This window comes from Paracoccaceae bacterium (assembly GCA_033344815.1).
Taxonomy (GTDB): Bacteria; Pseudomonadota; Alphaproteobacteria; order Rhodobacterales; family Rhodobacteraceae; genus Roseobacter.
In genome coordinates, this window is the sequence record JAWPMR010000001.1 from 1,235,489 (window position 1) to 1,260,642 (window position 25,154).

Consider the following 25,154-nt stretch of genomic DNA (forward strand, 5'->3'; position numbering starts at 1 on the left):
CGCGACCTGCCCCACCGATACCCCCGGCGCGCACGTTTGCAAGCAGATCGAAACCTTCTCCTCATCCGACCAGAAACGCTTCTTCTGACCCTTCTTCCCCGCCATATCTGCCCTCAAGATGTCCACTATCGTTGGTGGACACTATCAACACACTCTATGAACCGTCAGAGCAGCCAGGCCGAACGCTTACTATTTTCCAGCAGGAAGCCTTGTTTCAGTGCTTCCCGAGCATATTCCCCATGCAGCATATCATTTGTTTTTGCTGCCGAGAGATCCATGTTCCCCACATCCCAAGTCTCGAAATCAGCAAAAGTATCTCCCGGAGACAAGACCGGATGGGTTTCGCCGTCACCCTTGATCTGGGTGATTTCATAGAGTGGCTCCCACTTAGCCCTGGCCATGACATAGGCTTCATCAACCAGATCCCCGGTAAAGCGGGTGTCAGTCGGGAACATTGTCCCATTTGACAAGTTGCCATTGTGCGCGAGAGCAAAAACCTGCCCGCCGGTTTCGGCTTCGTATTGCTCAATGCGTAAGCTTTTCAACCCAGTGACACCTGTCTATCTATGGATCACGCAGGGGTTTCGTCATGAACATTCTCAAGCGTACCATGCCTAAAAGTAGTCGCGCAGTGGTCTAGATTGGGGGTGGCGCACGGAGCCACACCCTCACTCTGGCCGTTCAAAGCCCAATTTTCCCAGAATTCTCGTGTACCTCTCTATCTGTTTTGTCTTAATTTTTTTCGGGTTTTCTCGCATATTTGCCAATGCTTCAGGATGGAGCCCCATGGCTTTTGCCACCTCAACTTTGTTCTCTTCAGTTAAATACTTCTTCAGGAACGTCTGAACTGCTGCCTGGAAAACCTTGAGGTTCGCCGTCTGATTTGTTTTCCTGCGCTTTGCCTTTTCAATTGCAAAAGTTGATATGCCGCTGCCCCTTGGCGCTAGCGCCTGGTCAAGCTTCAGAATGTTTCCTGTGATGGTATCTTCGTCCGTGAACATAGCATCAAGCGCAGTAAAACGGCCCGCCAAAGCACCCTCTGGATTATATTCGAGATGCTCACGCTTGGCAGCAGGTTTGAAACTATCGTCATCTGCCCCCACAAAAAAATCGTCGAATTGTTTCTTACCCCTTTTAGTCTCCGCTTTCCCCAGCGGTGCTGATTTATCCGGTCTGGTACGGTATTGACTGCGACTGGAGTAAGAAGAGAAATCAGATTGGTAGAACTGATGGAACTCCAAGAAGAAGGCGCGGTAATCTTTCATGTCCAAACCAGCCTTGCGCGCAGCGTGTATTATTTCGACAAAAGCTTCCTCTTTTTCGTACTTACCTTTCATGTACTCACCAAACGGATCACCCGACACGATAGCCTCGATCGCTTTAAATTCACTCTCTTCGGACCACAGGTCTCTGTAATTGCGCATCATTTCAACCGTCAGCCGGTGCTCACCTTCTGGATCCTTGCCAAATTGTGCCTTTGAATTGGTTTTTTCGATGTCATGAAAGAGGATCATCTTGGCCATCGCGGTGCGGGAGATCACGCGATGCTCATCTGTTGTTGCAATTTTCATGAATTGCCCAAGCACCATCTGAGCATGTTCGTAAAACTCGTATTGCTCGGACTTTGCCGAAATCTTGGTAAAAAACGGTTTTAGTTCAGGCACTTCACCAATCAGGAAATCCAACATATCGACAGGGCTTCCACCTGCGCGAAAAATTTCGTCTATCCGTTGGCCTGTGGCTTGTTGTGCTTTGCGCCGTTCGGCAGCCTCCTCACGGTTTTGAGCAAAAGCATTTGTCCCGAACCCGCTCTCTTCGGGCGCTTTGACGTTTTCGTCCTTGTCCATGGTGTCGTAGTCTTCGGCCATCGTATGCTCCAGCATCGCTTGCGTGGCCCAGGGTGCGACGACGTTGTGCATGAAGTCGTAGGCAGCCTCCGGCTTGCGCAGGCCATTTGCCGCCAGAAAATCGTCCAGCATTTTAGAACGCGACTCGAAAGGAATTTTCTTCTTGTTTTCCGCTAGCAGGGGGTGAGGACCGGGATCCTTGCGCCCTTCCATAACTTGAAGCCACGTAACATAGTACATGTTCAGTTGATTGGCTTTGGGTCCTGTATGCTTACGGTCAATAAAGCCCGCCCCTTCGATCCAGACGGAATACTTCTCTGGTTTACTCCCTTTATTTCCGGGTTCAAAAACTTCACGATCCGGGACGCCCATGCGCGCCCTGAGCTCTGCGGCATCGCGGATTTCGCCCGCAGTGGTTTCCTTGGAAGCGCCCTCAGTCTGCGCGCGTGTCGCCTCCGGATCATACGCATGTGTTATCAGGGACTGAGGCAATGCATGTTCGCGCAAAAGATCCAGATCGCCGCCCTTGACGCCAAATTGATTTGGCTCCGCGTGTCGATCGACGTTGAAGGTCCTGTCCTCAAAACCCTCATCCGTCGCCTGGGCTTCCGAGATTGCCCGCTTGGAGATGTCGTTGAACACGCTGAGAGGGATCAGAAAGGATCGGATCAAAGGATTGTTGATCGAGGCGCTGATTGCGGCTTGTTTCCGAGCGGCGTCGATCAAAGGCGCCAGTTCGTCGATCTTTTCGTCATCCGAACTTGCTCGAGCCCTGATAAGTTCGAGCTCTAGAGCTTCAGCCTTTTCCGTCTCGCTCGCCGCGCGCGCCTGATGTTCAGCGATGTATTTCTCAGCCCATTTCATCTGCCTCAGAACGCGGCCACCACTGGTCCACATCATGCCGTTCGCACCGGTTGAGATTATGATTTTACCCGAAGCCGCGTCTTGTTGGACGTCTTTAAAGGCGGAATCACCAACCCCGGTTTCAGCGTCCGAACTCGTGAAGTCTGCGGCAGCGGCCACCGCAGAATAAAGCCGTACATAGGGTACACCCTTGACGGTCTCTATCTCGACCACACCGCGATGTATGGCTTCGCTGCCCTCCTCAACACCTTTGGTCGGGCCCAGATAGCTGATCCCTTCAAGCCCGATCACCGGATCGCCACTTACGGCGTCCCTGCTGTCGCTTCTGGGTTCAGTATGGGAATGGTCTGGCGATGATGGGGGTTTCTTTGGCCTTCGGGCATCTTTTGCCGCCCTCTCGCGTTCCATCAGGAGCGGGTCACCAGCCAGCACGGCTGTGACAGCAGCCCCGATCTGTGCCGGGCGGTCCCCGGTGCTGACATCATGGACAACCATTGTCAGGATCTGGATGATGGCCTCATCCGACATTCCAGATGAAATCGTGCGCCGGGCCGTCTTCATATCCTTTGCCAAGGCATTTTTTTTATTTCGAACGATAAACAGCCCGTCGATCAGGCAATTGCCATCTGCCACCGTCTGCATCGCGCCTCGTTTGAACTTATTGCCTTCCTGATCCCGAAAGTCGAACCTGTCACCACCTGTGGGTTCAATCACAATGTAATGATTGCTGTTCACAAACAAAAGAATGCCGCGATGCGCGTTCCCCTCACCGTAGCGAATAATCCGACGGATAAACGGTTCCGTTGGCACGGGTTGCTCATAAATGGAAGCGTCAACACCCCAGGCATGCGCCAGAACAGTGCCTTCGCCCTCCGTCAAATACGAGCGCGAATTGATGTAGTCGACCCGTTGGGCGTCAATGGCTGCATCACCGATATGAATGACATCTTCGTCTTCCTGCGCCTCAAGCAAAGGTTCCTGCGGACGTTGAAATGCGTGCTCAGCAAGTGCCAGTAACTTGTCATCGACGGTCGTTGTGCCAAACCCGCGCAGGTTTGAGATCAGTGCCTGCAATGCTGGTCGGTTCGTTTTAGCTGCTTGTTCAATCCAGCTTGGTAAATACTCAGCGCCCCGCCCGCCAGTATCAACTTCCCATAGATTGTCACCAGATTGCTTTGGGTAGGGAAGCTTCAGCGCGAGCCTTTGTACGATGCCGGAACTTACCGCTGCCGCAGCTGTATCATTCTCAAAACCCTCTAAAGTGCGCATGCCAGATGGATCTTTTGCAACCTGCTGCAGGACAGACAGCGACGTCGCAGCGGCACTTTTACTTGCCGCAGTTTGCAGCATCGCCAGTTGATTGCAAATCTCCATTCCAGACCCGCCCTGCTCTTTCAAGACACGAACAGGCGCACGCTGCCCTCGGCTTGCATGCAAAGCGTTGGATCGATTTTTTGCAGGAACGGATTCAGGCACTTTGACGGTACAAGGTGGCAAAGGGTTTTCGCGTCAAAGCCACTGGAAATTTCCACCCGCTTGAAATGTGCAGCAAGGTAAACTCGCGCATTCACGATCCCCTTTTCAAATCACGATATATTCTTAGTTTAGCAACTGATTGAGATATGACCAAACCTACAATGCTCAAAGACCTTAACATCACTGGGCCTGGTCTTAGAGAACAGTCCCTGCAAATCATCCATGTGACGCGTCCTATTCTTTAAGATCCGGTGGCGGCCGTTCAAGCAGCCGCTTCATGCTGTTCAGATACTCCGGCTCACCGTTGCAGCTTTTGCAGGCCAGCATTTCAGCGTGTTCGTCGCTCATAAGTTCGGTTTCTGCGCTGGTTGTCACTGTCTGGAGCTGCATTTGAGAAGCCCATTTGAGCTGGTAGGCGCACACGGGTTGTGTCCGCCAGGGACGAAGCAGCAATCAGCACGCCGTGATTCTTGATGAAATGAACCTTCTTCTCTTCGAGCATGACGGCCATCTCTTGTCCTCAGTTATGTTGGTGCGCGGCACAGTGTAGATGTCGAGGTAGGACACCTTCCCACGGACATGGGCCGCCGTTTGGCTAAGGCCCGTGTTGAAACGTATTTGCCTGAGGCACAACAACGGTGGTTATCTTGAAACTGCCGAAACCTGCAAAGACGAGACCGTATGTTGAGCGAAATTAAGCGTTGAAGCAGAGTTTGGTTGCCTGTCCGCCTCGCCCCCTAGTGCTTTTGCCTGAAAGTTGAAACGTCGATCCTGCACTGTGGTCTTGGTCGGGTCGATAGTTCTCTTCGAGGACGACGCTTGGCCCATCGGAAAATAAGTCTGCGGCTTCTTTGTGATCCATCTCATCTGCTTCCCTGTAGGTCGCATTGCGGGAGCGCTTTGTGCGATTTTTACCGGACCTTGTGCGCGTCATGGGTCCAGCCTCTATGCGCAAAAAACTTGACCAGAAAAGCCAGAACAACAAGCACCCCGCCGAGGACATAGGCATCTGAATAGGCAAGCAGATCAGCCCATCCGTAGACGACGAGCGCCCATTCGCAAAGGTCGCAGCATTTGGCACTTTGAGCTCTTTCCGGTCGTTAACTGCACAACGCACGAAAGACTGCATTGACGCTAACCGTTCCAGAGGCTCTCTCAGGCTCAAATTAAAGCTCGCACAGCGCCATCCACCTTCTTTTCGGCTGGACCTGAAAGTAGCTCAATTGGCTCTTTACAGGATCCTTATCGCCGCACGGGTGGCCCATCACTCGATTGCGAACTGCTTATCCACATGCTCTTGCCAAGCTATTTCTTGAGGACCCAGTCCAAACGGCAGTTTTGTAAAGAGGTCCGCCTGGAACCCGTGCACGCGCCGCGAGCGCCTTTTAACAAAACGCTCTTGCTTAAATCCTGAGCGACTTCGGAGGTTCGATGTCTAAGTTTCCTTGCACGGAACTGACATTCGTTAAGCTACGCAGTCAGGATCGTCTGGCGGGTCAAAACAATGACCCTTTTACCGAGGTTCAACCCCGGCCATTGCCGAGAGAGCGTCCGAAATCGCCTCGGTGAAACCACTTCCTTCGACGCCATGAGCAAGTGGCGCGAATACGACGTTTCGAAGCCCGAGGTCGCTGGTGATTTCAAATGCTGCGGCGGGCGGCTCTGCTTCCCAAATCAAGATTCCTGCGCCCGTTTCCTCGATGCGGGTTTGAAGATCAGACAGGCCGCTTTCGTCTGGCATGGCTCCAGCCTCCCATTCCAGCGAATTCAGTGACAGCCCATAACGGCGGGCAAGGTATTGATAGCGGGGATGCGTCGCGATGATTGCAACACCCGCAAGACCTTCTAATTTCATTGCAGCCTCTGCATCCAAGGCTTCCAGATCGGCCTCCAATTCGGCGAGCCGGGCCTGAACCTGCCCGGCAGGCGCCAGACCGCGCGCAGTGATCGTTGTCGCAATGGCCTGCGCTTGTGCAAGAGCCAGCGACGGGTCAAGCCACGTATAAGACGCGATGCCTTCGTGCGAGTGTTCGCCACCATCGCCGTGGCTGTGCGTAATGCTTTTGGTAGCGATGAACTGATCTTCGATTGCTGCGGACGTGTTCACGAGCTTGGAGCGTGGCAGAGACACCCGATCAACCCATGTCGCAAAGCTCGCGCCGTTTAACAAGATCAGGTCTGAAGACTGGATCATGCTGATGTCGGCGATGGTGGGACGCCAAAAAGAAGGATCCACTCCTGCCGGTACCGGGAAAACCACCTCTGCTGAATCACCCAACAGGCGTTCGGCAAAGTATTGCAATGGGTAGTTCACGGCGACAACCCGGGGGCGGTCTTGCGATATCGCGGCGCTCGACCCAAAGAGTATCAATGAAACGGCAAACCAAGGTGTCAAAAAGCGCGACATCATCAACTCTGGCAATTCCGCGCGATGTCATCGGGCGTCACGATCCAATAATTGTCGTGACTTCCGGTATCGACCTCGATCAAAAGCCCACCCGAATGATCCAAACTGTCCAATGGAACGGCGACAGTCCCATCTTCCGAGATGGGGAGGGTTAGAAGCAGAGCATTTTCACCATCCAGCACGCGCACTTCGGCCTGCTGGACGGCGTTACCATTGGAAAACTTCGCCTCCACCAGGACCGTGTCGCAATCAACTGATGCAAAAACCGTCAGCTGGTGCGCAGCGGCCGCTATTGGAACAGCCACAGACAAAAAGGCCAGCGCGGCGGCCCGGATCACTCTCCGGTCCACTCTTCGAAATGAACCCAGATCACAGCACCCAATTCAACGGCCTTGTTTTCGCCATCCTGCGGCAGGGTGTAATCTGCGGTATTAAGTGCCGCAAAACCCCACCATCCGTCAGAGGGCGGCGCGTAAGTAAAGACGCCATTGGCATCAGCCTTGACCGTCTGGGTGATCATCAGCTCGTCCGGCACTGTGGCCCCGACGCCATCGTTGAAGAATTCGACCTCGACTTCAGCGTAGGGCACGGGCGCGTCATCCATCTTGACAATACCCTGGAAGACATTGTGCTCCCATAAAGCAAAGGGCTTTGTCAGTGGCACGATCTCGGTCTTCAAGCCCAGTTCAGCGTCCCACCCTTCGTCATCACCGTAAGCGGTCACATAGGTTTTCGTGTAGTGAATGATAAATGCATCCTCGGCGGGCTCCCAATAAGGTTGCGGCTCCATGGCGAAAATGTAGGTGCCGGGGCGATCCAATGGGTAGTCCAGTGTGTAACCCTGCTCATCCATAACGGTGGCGTCCTCAAGATCGCCAAGAAGATCGGTCGTGGCCCCTTCATGTGTGACGGAGAATGCGACGGGCGTGTCCAGCACCATGCCATCCAATTCGAACGGATGAGAGAACGACATGGTCAAGGCGACGCTGCGCCCGTCTTCCTGACTGATCATCGGATCATTGGGAATGATCATGCCGTAATGCGCCAAAGCAGGTGTTGCGGCGATAAACCCGGCAAGTGATGCGATGAAAAAGTGACGTTTCATGTAACCTCCATTTCTTAAGAACCAAGAGCGAGCAACCAACCGACCCAGCTTTCAGCATTTTGCGACACGATAGCCGCGCCAATTCCTGCAATAATTGCTGATATTGATAGTAATGTGAATGTCTCAGCCGACAACAAGCGAAGAACCATGCCGCGCCGCGCGCCCAGCTTGACGGCCGTCGCAATTTCGCGCGCGCGCAGCCGGTAACTGAGAAAAACCGCCAAGCCGATAGCCGCCAGCGCCGCCACGGCAATTATGGTTGTAACAACGTCCAATAACGACTTGATGCGGAAAATGCGGTCCACGAGCCCCTGAATTACGCCAGCGGGTTCGACCAGTTGCATGGGGTTTTCACTGTCGAGGTATCGCCCCTTCAGAATGGTGCCGGAGCGCTTATCTTCGGGCACAATGATCACTGCAGATGTCGGAAAATCATCCTGGCTGCCATGAAAATGGAAGCTTTCTATATTTTCATCCGTTATCCGTTGGTACTGCACGACCGCTGCATTGGCCAGCGCCTCGTCGCCTGCCGCGACCTGTGCCGCTGTGACCACATCTTCGTGCCCATGTCCAATGCCCTGAATAACCCAAGCGGTTTTGATATCAACAAAAACCGCTTGGTCATCCGGTGAATTGGTCGGGGCAAGGACACCGACGATGGGCATTTCCAGCGGGTAGACACCGTCCAGATCAAACAGGTTTTCGGGTGAAGAAACGAGGGTATCTCCGACACCCTTGCCAAGCGTATTCGCTGCGGCAGCACCGATAACAGCATCGCCAAGTACAGACAGGCCGCGTCCGTCAGACAGCGTCAAGGCGCGGAAATCGAAGTAATCCAGTGTTGTGCCAACAATCCGGAAACCGCTGGACGCGAAAGCCGTGTGAACCGGGATCGGCACGGCCAGCCCGCTGTCCCAGACCGCTTCGACCTCGCGCATGGGCACCGGGGCGGGGCGCTCTTCGGAAAAGTAGAGCGCTGCCATCGTCAGATCCAACTGCGATCCCCGACTGCCTAACAGAAGCGGCGTTGCTTCACCCCGCGCCACAAGCGCGCGTTCGCTTGTCGACAACAGGATCTGGGTTGCAACCGGCACAAAAAGAATGAGCGCGGCCACCAAGGTTAGCACAAGACTGCGCGCCCAATGATAGCGTAAATAGGCAAAGGCGAGGTAGAGCGCATTCATGCAGTTGCCCCCTCGCGGAATTGCGCGAAATCCAGAATGCGTTCGAACCGCGGGAGCAGTTCGTGGTCATGGGTGACCGCCAGCACGGCAGCACCAGCCACGGTCGCTTGTTCGAACAACAAATCAAGGATGCGTGCTTTGCTTTCAGGGTCGAGGTTGCCCGTGGCTTCGTCCGAAAGGATCAGTTTGGGTTGTGTCACCAGCGCCCGACAGATTGCAACCCGTTGCTGTTCGCCTTGGCTGAGCGCTGTTGGAAAGCGGTCCAACTTGTCGCCGATCCCACAGGCCGCGGCGAGCGTCTCGGCCCGCTCTCGGGCTTCTGCATCGAGTGTCAGTGCTGGCGTGATTCGGTAAGGGTAGAGAATATTCTGTCGCGCCGACAGATAATCCAGCAGTGCAAAGTCCTGAAACACAAAGCCAATTGTGCTGGCCCTGAAGCGCCGACGCTGGAAATCCGACAGCTTGGCCACATCAGCCCCGGCCACATCGATCCGCCCGGCCTCTGGCGTAAGAATACCCGCGATCAGGTTCAGGAGTGTGGTCTTGCCGCTGCCACTGGGTCCCACGATCGCCACGCGTTCATGGTCTTGCAGGGTAAAGGCGGGCACCCGCAGTCGATAGCTGGTTGCGCTATAGCGGAAAGAGAGGTTTTCAATCGTGATCATCAGTTGGTCTGAGGAGCCGGAAAGGTTTCGCCGGCCGAGTCCCGATTGACTTCCAACAGGTCGAAATCAGTGATCCGCCATGCACCCTCGACAGGAGAAACCAAAAAATCGGCTCTGTAGGTATTGCCACGCACATGCAAATGCTCCGCATGTCCAACCGTTCCGATCACTTGCCAGGACGCGTCAATGGCCAATGCCAACCCATCGCGTGCGACCTGCGTATCAAGCAACTTGATCTCGTGAATGGTCTGGTCCGCCTCTTCAAGGCCGCCGCCCGCCATCGCACCAACCCGTTCGAGGTACAAAAACTCAAGGGCGTCCCCATGTGTGACAGTGGCCAGAGTGTCATATATGGCGTCCTCCTCCGTCTGGCCGAAGGCATCATAAATGACCAGAAGTAGCGAAGGCGTTAAGCGCCAAAACTCGGACCGTGCCTGTTCGAACGTCATGGGATCAAGACCGGGTGCGGCAAACCCTTCCGTTTCCGACATCTCCATTTGCGCAGGCAACATAAATATGGCTGCCGCACCGATGGCGCACAGAAGAGCGAGAGTGACAAGAATGGGTGTTCGGGTCATCGACGGATTATGTCCAGGTGAAAGGGCGCCGTTTGGTCCCACCCTGTTACACACAGACGCGGACTTCAAGTGCGCGACGCTGTCATCCTACCACCCAGCAAACCGCCATCGTTTTGTGAGAAAGCTGTCTGGCGTGCAAAACTCCGCTTCAGAGAAGTCGCCCCGGAGGAACGCGGCAAGATCGCATCACGGTCGTTGGTATTCGTTACTCACATTCCCGGAGTGTTCTTACTCTTGGTTGATCTGAGTCCACACTAACTATTCGACCTCTCGCGTCTGGTAGGCGGCTGGCCCGGCCAGAATCTTATCTGCCCATTCTGCCTTTCCTTGGGGTGTTTTGCCGAGACAACCCGTTCAGCCCTTGGATTAATTTTGTGCTGTTACGCACACACGCCAAAGGTCGAAAGCAAAACAATCCGCTAGTTGATAGGGAACTGGCGCAAACACTGGTTTGCAAATCGTTCGAAATCTTCGAAAGTCTGAAAAAGGTCGCGGCGGTCACGCACGATGGCAAGTGCCGCCTTTTTTTGGGCCCAGGTCCCGCTGACATGCTCAACCAGAATCCGTACAGTTATGTCAAGCATCACTTGCTTTTCCGTCGCGCCAATGCGACCGGTCGACTCAAGCGCGACCGCCGTAAAAGCCATGGTATTGGCACATCGTAAAGCAGCAGCTTCTTCACCCTCATACACCTTTTGCTGAGCTGAAGCAGATGACGCAAAAATGGTCACTGCAGCCAAAATGGCGAACCAAAAAAGTTTCAAAAGACTTTGAAAGTCATTGTTGTCAACGATCGCTCGATTCCCTTGATGTCAAGCAGGCGGTCATTGATATACTTGCCCACATCAGCCTCTTTCGGGATATAGACCTTCATCAACAAATCAAAATCACCGCTGGTTGAGTAGAGTTCCGAATGGATTTCGCGCAGCGCAATTTCCTCTGCCACACGATAGGTCGAACCCGGTGTGCAGCGGATTTGGATAAAGACGCATGTGGTCATATGTGCTCCTTGATCGGGCAATGCGCCCTGCCCCAAGCTGACATATACGGCACGCGGGCCGCAATCCCGAATGTGGCATCTTGGCCTACCTGACGGGACTGTTATAAGGGCGCGCAATCCCTTTGGGCAGGAGGCCCCCATGCGCAGCCATACTTTGACGCGTTCCACCGCTGAAACAGAAATCAACGTGACTCTGGATCTGGATGGCACCGGTGCTTATGACAATCAGACCGGCGTTGGTTTTTTTGATCACATGCTGGACCAGCTGGCGCGTCATTCCTTGATCGACATGACCGTTCGGGCGCAAGGTGATTTACATATTGACGATCACCATACCGTTGAAGACACAGGAATCGCATTGGGCAAGGCCCTGGCGGCTGCATTGGGCGACAAACGAGGCATTCGCCGCTATGGAGCTTGCTTGTTACCAATGGATGACGCGTTGATACGCAGCGCGCTGGATTTGTCAGCCCGCCCGTTTCTGATCTGGAACGTGGACTTGCCGACCGCCAAGATCGGCAGTTTTGACACGGAACTGGTGCGAGAGTTCTTTCAGGCTTTCAGCACCCACGGCGGCATCACATTGCACATTGACATGTTGCACGGCCTGAACAGCCATCACATTGCAGAAGCCGTGTTCAAATCCGTGGCGCGCGCTTTGCGAGAGGCCGTCGAAGTAGACCCACGCAAGGCGGATGCGATCCCATCGACGAAAGGCGCTCTTTGACGTGCTGACCGCGATAGTTGATTACGAAAGCGGCAATCTGCATTCCGCCCAAAAGGCGTTTGAACGCATGGCGCGTGAAACGGATGCGGGTGAGATAGTCGTCACCGGCGAGGCTGACGTTGTCGCCGCGGCCGACCGTATCGTTCTGCCCGGAGACGGCGCATTTCCAGCCTGCATGGCTGAACTCAAGGGGCATTCCGGGCTCCATGACGCGATGATCGAGGCGGTTGAGACAAAAGGTCGTCCTTTCATGGGCATCTGCGTCGGGATGCAGTTAATGGCGCATTGGGGTCGCGAGTATAAAGACACTGAGGGATTGAACTGGGTTGATGGCGAGGTCACGCGCATCATGCCGGCCGACCCGTCACTCAAAGTGCCTCATATGGGTTGGAACGATCTGATCCTGGATGCATCGCATCCTGTGTTCGACGGAATCTCGACGGGTGATCACGCCTATTTTGTGCATAGCTATCATATGGTTGTGACGGATACGGCACAACGACTGGCACATGTGGATTATGGGGGTGATGTAACGGCCGTTGTCGGTATCGACACGATGATCGGTCTACAGTTTCACCCGGAAAAAAGCCAGTCAGCCGGTCTGCGGATGATTGCAAATTTTCTGAATTGGCGCCCTTGAAAACCAACAGTCAAACAGACGTAATTACATGACTTTTTAATGCGCTGGCACCCGTCGTATCAATTTGGCAGCGAAGGACTGGCCGAGAATTAGTTTTATTTTAGTTGGGTGCCGTTGTAGCCGGTCAATGCGCGTTGTTCGGCATCCGGACTATTGGCGGAGACCCAAACGTCACTGAGTTCCCTTCATTATCGAGAAGCGACCATCGCGCGACGAACAAATAGTAGTCGCGCGTCTCCCAGCCCTCTTTGTCGCGCTTGAAGCGCGGACGCCATGCCCCTTCAACCAGAATGGGTAAGCGTACCGAATAAATATCGGGCGCAGCTTCGCCTGCGGCCTTGGCCATGCGGGCGGCGCGTTCCATCATTGCGCTCAGTCGCGATTCCAATGGGCCTGTTTCTTTTGCCCGACGCCCTGCGAAAGCCACTTCGATTTCGGTTGTCCGATTCATAAAACCGCGCACAACCAGATCTTTGCGCGCGTTGCGCGACATTTGCGGCACCAATTCAAGCGTGAGCTGACCAATTTTGCTTTTGAACAGACCACTATCTTCATATTCCGGGGTCACTTCCGAAGCTGGTTTGCGACGATGGTCCATTGTATTGCCCAAGCATTATCACGTGAGAGATCACTGCCGCCTGAAGGCGCAGCATGAGCATAATTGATAGTCCACAACCCGTTAATGAAGCGTTGATCCGCGACTTTCTTAACACCACTGCAGCGCGCTTTTGAAGTCGGTCTAGTTGACCCGCGACCAGGTTTGTTTTGAACAAATCAAACCACCAGCCACACAGCCCGAAAGCTTCATACTATCGCCATTCAACGCGATTTTGCCCAGATAAATCTTGTCGTTAGAGGGACGCCAAACTTTACCCTTATACTTCCCGTCGCCTTCAGCAGCCATGTCTATCACAAGCGTCTTGCCAAGATTGGGCGACGAATATGCGCCGCTTTCATTAAAAGTCTTCGCAATTTTACCGCAGAAATTAACGCCACAAGGTTCGATGAGAACATGTGCAAATGACCCCTCATCTGGTTGCGTTTGCCACGTCCCCTCCAAAGGGTCCGCTGAGACCGTTGCGCCAAAGAACGTGCAAAAAACAGCGGCAATTGACAGTGATTTCATTTTGGATCCTCCCGTTGCATCTAGTTTCACCCGCCTTTCGAGCTGCATGCAAGTATGACCCTGCGTCGCGTTGCAATAGCCTTTTGAAACGTGCAAGAGGCAGGGACAAACGAAACAGTTTGCGACGATTGGACGAGACCATGATCCTTTACCCTGCAATCGACCTCAAAGAGGGTATGGCCGTGCGCCTTGTTCATGGGGATATGGCACAATCAACGGTCTTCAACGACGACCCGGCGGCGCAGGCACAGGAGTTTGAGCAAGCCGGCTGTGAGTGGATCCATCTGGTCGATCTTAACGGCGCTTTTGCCGGAGAACCGGTCAATGCAGCTTCAGTTGAGGCGATCCTGAGGGTTTGCAAAGTGCCCACACAGTTGGGCGGCGGCATCCGGGATATGGCAACAATCGAGACATGGCTCAATAAAGGCCTTACGCGGGTCATTCTGGGAACAGTCGCTGTTGAAAATCCGGATCTTGTTCGCCAAGCCGCCCGAACATTTCCTGGTCAGGTCGCCGTTGGAATTGACGCACGCAACGGGTTTGTCGCCACCAAAGGCTGGGCCGAGGAAACCGATGTACGCGTGACAGACTTGGCTCGATCCTTCGAAGATGTCGGCGTTGCTGCAATCATATACACCGATATCCTGCGGGATGGCGCGATGGCGGGTCCAAATATTCAAGCTACAGCCGATCTCGCACACGCAGTGTCGATTCCTGTCATTGCATCGGGTGGCGTGTCCTCGGTTGCGGACCTGATTGCCCTGCGCGATTGTGGCGCAGATTTAGACGGCGCAATTTCCGGACGCGCGCTTTATGATGGTGCCATCGATCTCAAAGAGGCCCTGTCCGTCCTGAAAGAGTGACACAACATGAATTCCCCCGTTACCAAGACCGTTTTGCCCGCAGAAAGCACATTGCACCTGCGCCGTGAGGGTCGTGACTTTCTTGATTGCTACAAAGTGGCCAGTGCCCTGACAGCGCCGGACGCGGCTGAAATCATTGTTGCTTTTCCGGAATGGGCGAAAATTCTCGTTGCACTGCGCAATCTTATCACCTCTCCGTTTGGCCTGATGAAAGACGGGCCGGCGTCAGCGCAAAAACTGGGCTTTTTCCCAGTCGAGTCCTCAAGTGATGCTGAAGTCATTGCCGGGTTCAATGACCGTCATCTTGATTTTCGCGTGAGCGTGCTCAGCAAGGAAGGCCACATTTATCTCGCCACTTGGGTGCGTCCACACAACATCGGCGGGCGCATCTATCTGACATCCATTTTGCCGTTTCACATTCTCATTGCGCGAAATGCTCTTGTGCGTGTTGCAAGTATTGCGCAGCCGGGGCAAAAGTCGCCGATCGCTGAGTGAGGCTTGCATGCTGAAAACCAGAATTATTCCCTGCCTTGATGTGGCGGACGGCCGTGTCGTCAAAGGCGTGAATTTTGTTGATCTGCGCGATGCGGGTGATCCGGTCGACGCCGCCATTGCCTATGATGCAGCGGGGGCGGACGAATTGTGTTTCCTCGACATTACCGCCACCCACGAAAATCGAGCGACGATGTTTGACGTGGTCACGCGGACGGCCGAACACTGTTACATTCCTCTGACCGTGGGGGGAGGGGTCCGTACGCCGTCAGATGTGCGCGCATTGCTTTTGGCGGGCGCAGACAAGGTGTCTTTCAACTCTGCTGCAGTTGCCGACCCGGATGTGGTTTCCCAGGCCGCCGATCAGTTCGGCAGCCAGTGTATTGTCGTCGCCATTGACGCGAAAACAGTAAGCCCGGGCAAGTGGGAGATTTTCACCCACGGCGGGCGCAACCGCACCGGCATTGATGCCGTGCAATTCGCCAAAACCGTCGTGGCAAAAGGTGCTGGTGAAATCCTGCTGACCTCCATGGACCGCGACGGGACACGCGCAGGTTTCAACCTGCCGCTGACCCGCGCTATTTCAGAGGCGGTGAGCGTGCCGGTGATTGCTTCGGGCGGTGTTGGGACGTTGGATCATCTGGTTGAAGGTGTGACTCAAGGCGGGGCTTCAGCGGTCCTGGCCGCTTCGATTTTTCACTTTGGTGATTTCACAATCAAGGAAGCCAAATCACATATGGCCGCCGCTGGTATTCCGATGAGGCTGACATGACCCTGACCGAGCTTTTTGAAACCATCCAAGCCCGCAAAACAGCAGATCCCGCCAGCAGTTGGACCGCACAGCTTCTTGCCAAGGGGCCGGAAAAATGCGCGGAAAAATTTGGCGAGGAGGCCATTGAGGCTATTATAGAAGCGGTGAAGGGCGACAAGGAAGCTCTGACATCAGAAGCCGCCGATGTGATTTATCACTTGCTGGTCATGCTGGCCGCTTGCGATGTGTCTCTGGAAACCGTTCTGGCCGAACTTGCTGCACGTAAAAGCCAATCCGGGCTCGCAGAAAAAGCGGGCCGTACCTAAAGTTTGGACGAAATCACGCCGGTGGCGAATCCGCCCATGCGCAATTCGCCAAACAGCCGCTGGTATTCAATCTTCGGGCATCTGTCCTGGATCACGGTAACGCCCTGCCCTTCGGCCCGGGCCGCGGCCTCCGGATGCTGCACGCCGATCTGCATCCAAAGAGTTGCCAGATCAGGAAAACACGTCAGCGCCTCCTCAACTATAGACGGCACGGCCTCGGGGCGGCGAAAGATATCCACCATGTCGACCTTTTCACCGATCTGGCAGAGCGAGTTCGCCACGGTCTGACCGAACAATTCCTTACCTGCATATGCGGGGTTCACCGGAACCACCTCGAAGCCTTTCAGAGTCAGGTAGCGCGCCACGTAAAAACTGGGACGCACCGGGTTGAGCGACACCCCAACGACCGCAATGCGGCGCGTGCGCGTCAGGATCTTTTTCAGCAAGGTATCAGAATACTCCATACCCAATCCATACTGGTTCGTTCGCCAGAAAAAAAGAGCGCCCGATGCTAAAAAGCATGGGCGCAAAAGGTACGGAACGAGGGACAGTCATGAGTTCAGCAGACGTTCCGAGCCTGCCGACATGACAAGTACATAAGCACGAAAATGTGCATATCCAGACTGTCTCGCAAATCTGTGAACGAAAAGTTAAAACCCCAGGTTTTTAGGGGTATCTCGCGTGTCAATCGAGGATATCTTCGATGACATCAAACGCCTCTTCAAGAAGGTGCTTCATGAACCCCTTGCGCTTCTTTTTGTATTTTCTGCGCGGCAAATTGTTTTTGCGGGGTTTTTCCCGTTCTGTCCTGGAAAAATCGCGAACTGCGGAGGGTCGCACGAGCTCCGATTTTCCTGGATGATCGCGTCGCAAGCGTTTCAGATCATGCAAAGGTGCGCCGCAGCTCGAACAAACCAGCTCGTGGCGATTCGTGCCCAGCACTAACGCCGCACGGGTTCCACAATAACAGCATGTTGCGATCTTGGTCGAATAGGCCATCCAACTCCCTTTAGTCTTGCGTTCCGTTTTACAGAGGCTTGCTTGCATATAATGCGATTGCAGCGGCATTCGACACGTTCAGCGAACCAAACCGGCCCGCGGCATTGATTCGCACCAGCGCATCCACGGTGTCTTTGGTCTTTTCGCGCAGACCCGGTCCCTCTGCGCCGAGGACAAGCGCGACAGGCCGTTCCCGACGTCCTTCAACGGCGGTCTCAATGGTCTGACTCGCCTCGCCATCCAGCCCAAGAACAAGATACCCCATATCCTGCAAGGCACGGATCGCGTCTGCAAGATTGCGCACCCGGACATAGGGTTGCCGTTCCAATGCACCACTGGCGCTTTTTGCCAGCGCCCCGGTTTCTGGCGCGGAATGGTGCCGCGTGCCGATCACGGCCGAGGCGCCCAGGACTTCGGCAGAGCGCAAAATTGCTCCAACGTTATGTGGATCCGTCACCCGGTCAAGCATCACAACACGCGGTGATACAGGCCCGATGCAGACATCCTCAAGGCGTCCCCAGTTCAGGGGTTTCACCTCCATCGCGACGCCCTGATGGACCGAGCCGGGATCCAGTGGCGCCGCAAATTTGCGCGGATCTGCGATTTCCGGCTCAATCCCGGCGTCTTCAATCGCTTCAGCCAATTTATTGTGCGCGTTCAAAGTGATGATCAGACGAATTTTTTCCCGGCGCGGGTTCAACAGAGCATCGCGCACCGCATGCAATCCAAACAACCATACCGTCTCGCGACCTTCGGCTTTCTTGTCCTGTTCTTTCTGTACAACCCACTTGGGCTTTTTCATGTCTCGGGTCCATCTTGTTCTGGCGTCAAAAACCGTATGATTTCACCTTGACGCCTCTTGGCACCGCTTGTAATCACGCCTTCACCGCTCATGCAATGCACGAGCGCAGTGGGCGACAGGCCGCAAGGTGTGGCAGGGGACTGTAACTCCCTCGCGGAGACGCACGCCTGGTTCGATTCCAGGGTCGCCCACCATTTCCCACTTTTGTGTTGAAATTCCGCGTAACACCTTGAAGGGCAAGGTGATTTTAGCGGTTCAATAACTGTTTTCGCGGCTGTACCGCAGGGGCTCTGCAAAAGCAAGTTTTAAGACTGTTCTCTTGAGGGCAAGACCGCCTTTTACGTATACTTTGTAAGGGCTTTCTAAAAATCCAAGCGTGTTTTCGATAAACTCTTCGAGCCTGCCTTGCGGCGGGATGAATTGCGCGCCTTGATCGGCCAATCTGATCTTCTGGCGCTCCAGCTTTTCGATGCGCTTCTCATAGGCTTGGATCACCGCTGGGCTGGCCGAGTCTACGATCCTGTCCAGTAAAGCGTCGATTTGATTGTCCATGTCCTTGATTTGGCTGTCCACCAGCTCCTTATCGTCCGCGGCTTGAGCAAGACGCATTTTCCAGACATCTGTGAACATCGCTTTCGTGACGGCAACAAACTGCCGAACGAGTTCAAGCTTGTATACGGTGCATCGACCTAGCCCGCATAGACCGGACGCTGGAGCATTCTCTTGACCTTGCTTGGGTGGACATAACCGCTATTGCCGCTTTTGGGGAAAGCTAGGTTGGATTCAAAGAAGCGCTTTACTTCGACTTGTGAGCTAAATCGCCCGCTAACATGACCTTTCAAAGCCTCAGCGATAATCAAGGCGATAGGCTCGTTCCGCACAAGTGGCTTTCCCTGCGCGCGGTCTTTTTCATAGCGATAGCCAACAGGCGGATGAAAGACTTATTGGCCTTTCTCAACGCACGCGGTTATTTTGTGGACAACCTGACGGCTATTTTGTTCCCGCTCTAGCTGTCCTTATGCTGCGAACATGTTTTCAACAAAATGGCCTTCTGGCGAGGCTTCGAACTTGAAATTCAAACACTCTACTGAGGCCCCAAATCCAGACATTTTTTCACGTAAATCCAAGTGGAAACGCGTATCGCGCGCAAAGCGCTTCAAATCATCAAAGACGACAATATAGCTTTGATCCTTCTCAGCAGCGGGATACGCCAAAAGGGCGCGGATCGCTGGGCGCTTCTTAAAGTCACCCTGCCTGTAAAGTCATGGGTAAAGACCACCTTCTACAGAATAATCTCTCTTATCAGCATATTGGCGGCAACGATGTTCTTGGCTCTCTAAGCCATGCCCATCGGTTTCCTGGTTTTTGTCAGAAATACGGTAGTAAATCAGCGCGGTTTGCGCCTTGTCTGCGTTCAATTGCTTTTCTTGTCTCACAATTCCCGCCTTTCGTCGTATTGGAGCTCTCACTCGCGCTCCGGCTCAGGCGTAAAATCATCAAAATTTTCAGTGTTTCCAGAGTTTACCACATCCGGATCCATCGTCACACCGGCATCAAGCTCTTTTTCGACTTGTCCACAGGGCATAGGCGCTGGACGCAAGATAAAGCCAAGCTCTCCATAGGCCATCACCATGGACAAGAGTGCGTTCAAAAGCTCTTCTATTTGCGCATCGCTCAAGTCCAGACCATCAAGCTCGGCCTGGCATTTCGCCACATCTATCTCGATATAGTGGCCATCGGTATCTTGTGCTGCGCTCTAGGGCTTTGCCCAAATCCGGCGCATTTTCAAAGTTATGGTCTTTCACACCATCCATTGCGCAAATCTCTTAATCGTCTCACTGCTCTTCAATCAACTCGCGCGCCAGTGCGCGCTTAATTGGCCCTACGGCCATGAAAGCGGTGTTTTGCATTTGCGGTATTTTGTGTGATCGCTGCTGAGTTTTAAGCGCTTATCCCGGGCCATCAAGCAGTCGTCGTCTTGTCTTGCCGAGCTGTTTCTCAGCGCTGCCAGAAGGCCTGCATGGCGCGCCGCCCATATCACATAATGCCATTATATCATTGTTTCCTGACCGTCTGCAAAAACCGGTCTCTCATACTCAGCTTCAACTGCGCGCGACATCCTTCGACAAAGCGCCACGATCCGTTTTCATATTACGAGTAATCGTCAAACTCTTGTGGTACGGGCTCCTCAATCACAGCGCGCCATCTCTTGCCGAACCACCCCGTAAGCAAGGACATTGCAGATCGTTGGTTTCTTGATATCGACACAGTTTCCGCCCGCTGGGACTTTGCTTTTAGTGCAAAGCAAGACTGGCGACCAAAATGCAAATCTGATGTTGTGAAAATCGCAGGGACGAAACGCGGGTACGAAGCCATTTATTTTGGAACCAACCAATTCGTACCGGATTGTATAAGCCGCTATTGAAGAACCTGCGGGTCGCATGTTTTGAAAGAGCGAGGTTCCAAGCTCTGCTCTGACAAGGCCGTCCAATCAGACCTCTTCCTTTTCAAATGCAGTGCCAAGTCGAGCGGCAAGCGGTCTGGACCAGAGAAGCTTTCTGCTGAAAATCAGCGAGACGTCACCGCAGGCGACATCGGCCAAGTTCCGGAAAATGATACGACAGTATGAATGAACGACGACGCTGAATGCGGCAGCCTAGGTAGGATGCGAACGAGGTCGGAGAGTCTTGCGCGCCGCCTGCACTTGTGTGCCTTGCGCCCTTGGCCTAACGATAAGCCCAAACAAGTCCCCAAGGAGGAACCCCATGACCGACGGCCCCAGCTACGGCTTTGACACTTTGCAAATCCACGCAGGCGCACGCCCTGACCCGGCGACCGGTGCACGTCAGACGCCAATCTATCAGACGACGGCCTATGTATTTCGTGACGCAGATCACGCTGCCGCCCTCTTCAACCTGCAAGAGGTCGGATTTATCTATTCTCGTCTGACCAACCCGACCGTGGCTGTATTGCAAGAACGCATCGCCACCCTTGAGGGCGGCGTAGGCGCTGCATGCTGTTCTTCGGGTCACGCGGCACAAATCATGGCACTTTTCCCCCTCATGGGGCCCGGCAAGAATATCGTAGTCTCCACGCGGCTCTATGGAGGTACGGTCACGCAATTCTCCCACACCATCAAACGGTTCGGCTGGGAAGCAACCTTTGTAGATTTTGACGATCTGGACGCCGTCAAGGCGGCCATCGACGACAATACCCGCGCCGTGTTTTGTGAGGCCATCGCCAACCCGGGCGGCTATATCACGGATCTGGGCGCCATCTCCAAAATTTCGGATGCGGCAGGCATTCCGTTGATCGTGGACAACACGACTGCGACGCCCTACCTGTGCCGCCCCATCGAGCATGGTGCAACACTTGTTGTCCACTCCACAACGAAATACCTCACCGGCAACGGCACTGTAACCGGCGGATGTATCGTGGATTCAGGCAAATTCGACTGGTCCGCAAACGACAAATTCCCCTCACTCAGCCAGCCGGAACCAGCATATCATGGGCTGAAATTCCATGAAACTTTCGGACCGTTGGCCTTTACGTTCCATTCGATCGCAATTGGTCTGCGCGACCTGGGTATGACGATGAACCCGCAGGCCGCGCATTATACGCTGATGGGCACGGAAACCCTGTCGTTGCGCATGGAGCGTCATGTGGAGAATGCGGAAAAGCTGGCGGCTTGGCTCGAGAAAGATGCGCGCGTCGACTATGTCACCTATGCTGGTTTGAAGTCTTCGCCCTACAACAAACGCGTCAAGAAAATATGCCCGAAAGGTGCAGGTGGCCTGTTCACCTTCGCGATCAAAGGGGGATATGATGCCTGCGTGAAATTCGTAAACGCGCTGGAGATTTTCAGCCATGTGGCAAATCTCGGGGACACGCGCAGTCTGGTGATTCATTCGGCCTCGACGACACACCGGCAATTGACGGCTGAACAACAGGAAGCGGCGGGTGCCGGGCCGGGGGTTGTGCGGGTCTCTATCGGAACCGAGAACGCGGATGATCTGATTGCGGATCTGGATCAGGCCTTGGCAAAAGCCACAAGCTGATACAGCTAAATGGGGCGTCCTTTGGGCGCCCCATACTTCTCAAATGCGACCCGCAACTAGTCGACAATCGCAAAAACGATGCCGACCTGTGCAGTGACAGTCAACTCGCCCGCGGCCACTGGGGCATCCATTTGACGCGCGGCGGCCATTTCCATCATTTGCGGCCGTCCGACACGGCCCTGTTCGCTGATCGACTGTATCGGTCCAAGCGTTACACCTGCCGCATCGGCCAATTGCTGAGCGCGGTCAATGGCATCCCGCACGGCTTGGGCGCGTGCAGCATCCTGCGCGGGCTTGGGCTCCTGCAAACCAAAGGACAAACCGTTGAACGTATTGGCCCCATCGCTCACCACCAGATCCAAAATACCGCCAAGTGCTTCCAGATCCCGCACACGGACTGTCAGCGTATTGCTCGCGACAAAACCAGTGATCTTGGCGGGGGTATTGTTGTTGGACCCGCGGTTGGACCAGACTGGTTGAAGCGAGATGTTGTCGGTCTGCATGTCGCGCGGTGCGATACCAGCCTCGGACAACCTGCGCAGGATTGCGCCAACCCCTTCTGAGGTTGCAGCCATCGCATTGCTGGCATTTGCATCTTCATGCGTCACGCCCAATCGTATCGTCGCCATGTCGGGCACAGTTTCGACGCTGCCCTGCCCGTTCGTTGTGATCACCCGCGCGTCCTCTGCCGCAGCCGTGCCCGCCACTAAAAGCATCACTGCCAAGAATCTAAATAGATGTCGCATCTTCAGTCTCCCTAAGTCACCGCTATCTGGCATCTGCGCCGGTGCCGGAGCAAGCCGTTAAGCTTGCCTTCACTTTTCCTCGGCAAAGACCTGCTATATGTGCTTTAATTAAATCAACCTTCTGTCAAACTTTACGCACGGCTGATAAGTTCTCGTCATGAAACCAAACTTCGCACTTTCGCTGTCTCCTGAGAGCATCTGCCTGTTGCAGCGGGCCGTGGGCGGATGGCGCGTAGTCGGCGAAATTTCGCCTGACTCCGGGCAGTTGCGAACTGACCTTGCAGCCTTGCGCAATAAGGCTGTCGCTCTCACGCCGGACGGCCTGCGATGCAAGGTGGTGATCCCCAATCAGCAAGTCCGGTACCTGAGCATTGAAACCCCGGCGATGGACATCACGGAGGCGCGCGACGCGGCCTATGACGCATTGGAAGGGGTAACACCCTATGCGATGGAAGACCTGGCCTTTGATGTGACCCTTGAGGGAAATGTCAGCCACATCGCAGCCGTCGCCTATGAGACACTGGACGAAGCAGAAAGTTTTGCTCTGGATCATGGGTTTAATCCGGTTTGCTTTGTTGCGATCCCAAAAGAAAAAGCCTTTCTGGGGGAACCGTATTTCGGTCCTGCGAAAGCAGCCCGTCAATTGCTTCAAGATGGGCAGAGCGTAGAGCAGGACGGGGCCGCAATTGTTGTGATCGGCGATGTGCTCCCTGTCGAGGACGACTCCGCAGATATCGTAGGGACAGAGATCTCCACAGATCTCGAAAGTGACGTGCAATCCCCCGAAAAAAGGCGCCGAAGCACGCGGGCAGATGCGGTAGAAAGCTTGCGAAAGCCGACCTTTACACATGCCGACGTAACTGCCCCACAATTGCCACCCAGCACGGCCGCGAAACCAGCGCCTGAGTTCGTCAGCAGGCGCCATTTTGCCAACATGTCCGGCGGGCGCGTTTTTCCCAAAAGCCATGCTCAGAACGCCATGGCCGGCGGCTTTGCCGAAACACCATCCGCGCCGGTAACACCCGATCCGCGACCTGTGGAGACGACACCGTCTCCAGCGACGACCAGCGCGCAAAACACCATTTCGATGGCAGAAGAAGCCAGCCGCCTGACGACGTTCGGCGCGCGCGAACAGGTGTCGGCAAAAACTACGTCGCGCCCCATGGGGATCACGCTGACACTCGTTCTCCTGGCCGTTTTGGTAGGTATTGGCACTTTTGCATTTGGAAATCTCCCGTCTTTCGTCGCGGGCATTTTTAATCGCGAGGCGCATGACACTGTCGAAATCACTGCGGTACAGGTGTCCCCACCGATATTGCTCAAACAGGCCGGTGAACCTGACGAAACACAAAATGAAACACAAAACGCGTCTCTTGATACTGATCTGACGGACGAAGATGCCGCCGTCCTGAATGCGCTGCGCGCGCCGCTGCCGCAGCCGGACGCCCAAAACACTGCATCAACCATACCGGAAAGTTTCCTCTCAAATTACGCAGTTACCGGCATTTGGCCACTTTCACCGGACGTCCCAAGCCCGCCGCCGTTGGTCGATATCGACGATCTCTACATGACAAGCATTGACCCTATCGAGCCAGCCTTTGACGCCGTCGCACTACCGCAACTGGAAAAAGCCAATCGCGATACCGCCATTGACCCTCCCAATTCTCCTGCCGCCGCCGGGACTGCTTTCATATTGGATGAGCGTGGGCTGGTAGTTGGAACGCGCGAAGGGACGCTTTCGCCCGACGGTGTACGGGTATTTGCTGGAGCCCCCCCGGTACGCCCTGCAACCCTCCCGGAGCGTTCTGAGCCAAGTGCAGCAACCGTTTCCGACCCTGCGCGCGCCAGTCTTGCCGCCTTTCGCCCGCAATTGCGTCCGGATGACATAGTTGAGACCACAGAACGCGCCACGCTGGACGGTCTGACGCGTTCTGAACTTGCGCAAATACGCCCGCCCATTCGACCCGCATCAACAGTCTCTGCCAGTGCAAGCGGTGCGAGTCTGGTGCCTCTTGACGCTGCCTCCACGCCCCTCGCTGAACAAAGCGAGGAGAGCAGACCAGAACGTCTGGCAGCTGTTGTGACGCGGCGTCCAGACATAAGACCCAGCAATTTCAACCAGATCATAGCAAGGTCACAGAAGGCCTCAGCCGCCCAGCCTGCACGTGCTGCCACCATCGCCCCTCGGGTGGTTGTGAAGCCAAGCATCCCCTCCACCGCCTCTGTGGCGCGCGAAGCAACAGTGCGTAACGCTATCAATATGCGTAAGGTCAATCTGATCGGCGTATATGGTACGCCGTCCCAAAGACGTGCCCTGATACGCTTGGCAAACGGACGCTACAAGAAAGTGCAGGTTGGCGACCGCATTGATGGTGGCCGTATTTCAGCGATCGGTGAGGGTGAACTGCGGTATCAGAAAAGCGGGCGAAACATTATCCTCAAGATGCCGAAGAGCTAAACGACCAAGAAGCACTTCCGACTCGGCATCATTTGTCCAA

The 25,154-nt window shown here is 54.6% G+C and carries 29 protein-coding genes and 1 tRNA gene; 10 read left to right on the forward strand and 20 right to left on the reverse strand.

The features are described from left to right. Positions 1-164 precede the first annotated feature (164 nt). The 11 genes from R8G34_05750 to R8G34_05800 all read right to left on the reverse strand — a co-directional run bounded on the left by R8G34_05750 (position 165) and on the right by R8G34_05800 (position 11,126). The gene (locus tag R8G34_05750) at positions 165-545 is read right to left on the reverse strand and encodes a DUF3604 domain-containing protein (GenBank protein ID MDW3222382.1); all 381 of its coding nucleotides are present in this window, start codon (positions 543-545) and stop codon (positions 165-167) included. A 123-nt stretch (positions 546-668) separates the two neighbouring features. Beyond that, positions 669-4,085: a hypothetical protein gene (locus R8G34_05755; GenBank protein MDW3222383.1), complete on the reverse strand. Its 3,417-nt coding sequence runs from the start codon at positions 4,083-4,085 to the stop codon at positions 669-671. A 430-nt stretch (positions 4,086-4,515) separates the two neighbouring features. Then, positions 4,516-4,698 (reverse strand): hypothetical protein, encoded by a 183-nt coding sequence (locus R8G34_05760; protein MDW3222384.1) that lies wholly within the window; start codon positions 4,696-4,698, stop codon positions 4,516-4,518. Positions 4,699-5,700: 1,002 nt separating this feature from the next. Next, positions 5,701-6,594: a zinc ABC transporter substrate-binding protein gene (locus R8G34_05765; protein ID MDW3222385.1), complete on the reverse strand. Its 894-nt coding sequence runs from the start codon at positions 6,592-6,594 to the stop codon at positions 5,701-5,703. A 2-nt stretch (positions 6,595-6,596) separates the two neighbouring features. Further along, a complete protein-coding gene (locus R8G34_05770; GenBank protein ID MDW3222386.1) occupies positions 6,597-6,932 on the reverse strand; it encodes a hypothetical protein in 336 nt (111 codons plus the stop codon). Next, positions 6,929-7,699, reverse strand: a complete 771-nt coding sequence (locus tag R8G34_05775) for a DUF4198 domain-containing protein (protein ID MDW3222387.1) — start codon at positions 7,697-7,699, stop codon at positions 6,929-6,931. The genes R8G34_05770 and R8G34_05775 overlap by 4 nt, the downstream gene beginning before the upstream one ends. A 14-nt stretch (positions 7,700-7,713) precedes the next feature. Then, positions 7,714-8,883 carry an ABC transporter permease gene (locus R8G34_05780; protein ID MDW3222388.1) on the reverse strand — a complete coding sequence of 390 codons (1,170 nt, stop codon included), beginning with the start codon at positions 8,881-8,883 and terminating at the stop codon, positions 7,714-7,716. Then, complete coding sequence (locus R8G34_05785; GenBank protein ID MDW3222389.1) at positions 8,880-9,548, reverse strand: ABC transporter ATP-binding protein; 669 nt, start codon at positions 9,546-9,548, stop codon at positions 8,880-8,882. The genes R8G34_05780 and R8G34_05785 overlap by 4 nt, the downstream gene beginning before the upstream one ends. Continuing rightward, positions 9,548-10,126 (reverse strand): hypothetical protein, encoded by a 579-nt coding sequence (locus R8G34_05790; protein ID MDW3222390.1) that lies wholly within the window; start codon positions 10,124-10,126, stop codon positions 9,548-9,550. Before R8G34_05790 ends, R8G34_05785 begins: the two co-directional genes overlap by 1 nt. Positions 10,127-10,545: 419 nt before the next feature. Next, on the reverse strand, positions 10,546-10,857 hold the full coding sequence (locus R8G34_05795) for a hypothetical protein (GenBank protein MDW3222391.1): 312 nt from the start codon (positions 10,855-10,857) through the stop codon (positions 10,546-10,548). Positions 10,858-10,886: 29 nt separating this feature from the next. Further along, positions 10,887-11,126, reverse strand: a complete 240-nt coding sequence (locus R8G34_05800; protein MDW3222392.1) for an Lrp/AsnC ligand binding domain-containing protein — start codon at positions 11,124-11,126, stop codon at positions 10,887-10,889. Between the two features lie 139 nt (positions 11,127-11,265). On the opposite strand from R8G34_05800, the gene hisB reads away from it, so the two are divergent. Both hisB and hisH read left to right on the forward strand, forming a co-directional pair. Further along, positions 11,266-11,853 (forward strand): imidazoleglycerol-phosphate dehydratase HisB, encoded by a 588-nt coding sequence (gene hisB / locus R8G34_05805; protein MDW3222393.1) that lies wholly within the window; start codon positions 11,266-11,268, stop codon positions 11,851-11,853. A gap of 1 nt (position 11,854) precedes the next feature. Then, complete coding sequence (hisH, locus tag R8G34_05810; protein MDW3222394.1) at positions 11,855-12,493, forward strand: imidazole glycerol phosphate synthase subunit HisH; 639 nt, start codon at positions 11,855-11,857, stop codon at positions 12,491-12,493. A 124-nt stretch (positions 12,494-12,617) separates the two neighbouring features. Here hisH and R8G34_05815 read toward each other — a convergent pair whose 3' ends face one another. Together R8G34_05815 and R8G34_05820 are read right to left on the reverse strand one after the other, a co-directional pair. Then, entirely contained in the window at positions 12,618-13,091 is a 474-nt protein-coding gene (locus R8G34_05815) for a hypothetical protein (GenBank protein ID MDW3222395.1), read from the reverse strand. A gap of 141 nt (positions 13,092-13,232) precedes the next feature. Continuing rightward, a complete protein-coding gene (locus R8G34_05820; protein MDW3222396.1) occupies positions 13,233-13,619 on the reverse strand; it encodes a DUF2147 domain-containing protein in 387 nt (128 codons plus the stop codon). 140 nt (positions 13,620-13,759) lie between these two features. On the opposite strand from R8G34_05820, the gene hisA reads away from it, so the two are divergent. The 4 genes from hisA to R8G34_05840 are packed head-to-tail and all read left to right on the forward strand — an operon-like array spanning position 13,760 to position 16,051. Beyond that, positions 13,760-14,482, forward strand: coding sequence for a 1-(5-phosphoribosyl)-5-[(5-phosphoribosylamino)methylideneamino]imidazole-4-carboxamide isomerase (hisA, locus tag R8G34_05825; GenBank protein ID MDW3222397.1), 723 nt, complete (start codon positions 13,760-13,762; stop codon positions 14,480-14,482). A gap of 6 nt (positions 14,483-14,488) precedes the next feature. Continuing rightward, entirely contained in the window at positions 14,489-14,977 is a 489-nt protein-coding gene (locus tag R8G34_05830) for a DUF2867 domain-containing protein (protein MDW3222398.1), read from the forward strand. A gap of 7 nt (positions 14,978-14,984) precedes the next feature. Beyond that, on the forward strand, positions 14,985-15,746 hold the full coding sequence (gene hisF / locus R8G34_05835; GenBank protein ID MDW3222399.1) for an imidazole glycerol phosphate synthase subunit HisF: 762 nt from the start codon (positions 14,985-14,987) through the stop codon (positions 15,744-15,746). After that, on the forward strand, positions 15,743-16,051 hold the full coding sequence (locus tag R8G34_05840) for a phosphoribosyl-ATP diphosphatase (GenBank protein ID MDW3222400.1): 309 nt from the start codon (positions 15,743-15,745) through the stop codon (positions 16,049-16,051). Before hisF ends, R8G34_05840 begins: the two co-directional genes overlap by 4 nt. Here the strand turns inward: R8G34_05840 and R8G34_05845 are convergent. The 3 genes from R8G34_05845 to rlmB all read right to left on the reverse strand — a co-directional run bounded on the left by R8G34_05845 (position 16,048) and on the right by rlmB (position 17,852). Then, a complete protein-coding gene (locus R8G34_05845; GenBank protein ID MDW3222401.1) occupies positions 16,048-16,515 on the reverse strand; it encodes a CoA-binding protein in 468 nt (155 codons plus the stop codon). The two genes, R8G34_05840 and R8G34_05845, sit on opposite strands and share 4 nt — an antisense overlap. Positions 16,516-16,735: 220 nt before the next feature. Further along, positions 16,736-17,050 (reverse strand): hypothetical protein, encoded by a 315-nt coding sequence (locus R8G34_05850; GenBank protein MDW3222402.1) that lies wholly within the window; start codon positions 17,048-17,050, stop codon positions 16,736-16,738. Positions 17,051-17,078: 28 nt separating this feature from the next. After that, positions 17,079-17,852, reverse strand: coding sequence for a 23S rRNA (guanosine(2251)-2'-O)-methyltransferase RlmB (gene rlmB / locus R8G34_05855; GenBank protein ID MDW3222403.1), 774 nt, complete (start codon positions 17,850-17,852; stop codon positions 17,079-17,081). Between the two features lie 110 nt (positions 17,853-17,962). On the opposite strand from rlmB, the gene R8G34_05860 reads away from it, so the two are divergent. Further along, a tRNA-Tyr gene (locus tag R8G34_05860) sits at positions 17,963-18,046 on the forward strand. A 61-nt stretch (positions 18,047-18,107) separates the two neighbouring features. On the opposite strand, the gene R8G34_05865 is transcribed toward R8G34_05860, so the two are convergent. Next, positions 18,108-18,482 carry a hypothetical protein gene (locus R8G34_05865; GenBank protein MDW3222404.1) on the reverse strand — a complete coding sequence of 125 codons (375 nt, stop codon included), beginning with the start codon at positions 18,480-18,482 and terminating at the stop codon, positions 18,108-18,110. Positions 18,483-18,682: 200 nt separating this feature from the next. Here R8G34_05865 and R8G34_05870 point away from each other — a divergent pair, with 200 nt between their 5' ends. Then, positions 18,683-18,862 carry a hypothetical protein gene (locus R8G34_05870; protein ID MDW3222405.1) on the forward strand — a complete coding sequence of 60 codons (180 nt, stop codon included), beginning with the start codon at positions 18,683-18,685 and terminating at the stop codon, positions 18,860-18,862. Positions 18,863-19,114: 252 nt separating this feature from the next. Here the strand turns inward: R8G34_05870 and R8G34_05875 are convergent, their stop codons facing one another. Continuing rightward, positions 19,115-19,288, reverse strand: a complete 174-nt coding sequence (locus R8G34_05875) for a hypothetical protein (protein ID MDW3222406.1) — start codon at positions 19,286-19,288, stop codon at positions 19,115-19,117. 29 nt (positions 19,289-19,317) lie between these two features. Further along, positions 19,318-19,530: a hypothetical protein gene (locus R8G34_05880; GenBank protein MDW3222407.1), complete on the reverse strand. Its 213-nt coding sequence runs from the start codon at positions 19,528-19,530 to the stop codon at positions 19,318-19,320. A 1,087-nt stretch (positions 19,531-20,617) separates the two neighbouring features. On the opposite strand from R8G34_05880, the gene R8G34_05885 reads away from it, so the two are divergent. Continuing rightward, positions 20,618-21,910, forward strand: coding sequence for an O-acetylhomoserine aminocarboxypropyltransferase/cysteine synthase family protein (locus R8G34_05885; protein MDW3222408.1), 1,293 nt, complete (start codon positions 20,618-20,620; stop codon positions 21,908-21,910). Between the two features lie 56 nt (positions 21,911-21,966). On the opposite strand, the gene R8G34_05890 is transcribed toward R8G34_05885, so the two are convergent. Further along, positions 21,967-22,656 carry an SIMPL domain-containing protein gene (locus tag R8G34_05890; GenBank protein MDW3222409.1) on the reverse strand — a complete coding sequence of 230 codons (690 nt, stop codon included), beginning with the start codon at positions 22,654-22,656 and terminating at the stop codon, positions 21,967-21,969. A gap of 157 nt (positions 22,657-22,813) precedes the next feature. Between R8G34_05890 and R8G34_05895 the strand changes: the two genes are divergently transcribed. Continuing rightward, the gene (locus R8G34_05895; protein MDW3222410.1) at positions 22,814-25,114 is read left to right on the forward strand and encodes a hypothetical protein; all 2,301 of its coding nucleotides are present in this window, start codon (positions 22,814-22,816) and stop codon (positions 25,112-25,114) included. Positions 25,115-25,154: the final 40 nt, after the last annotated feature.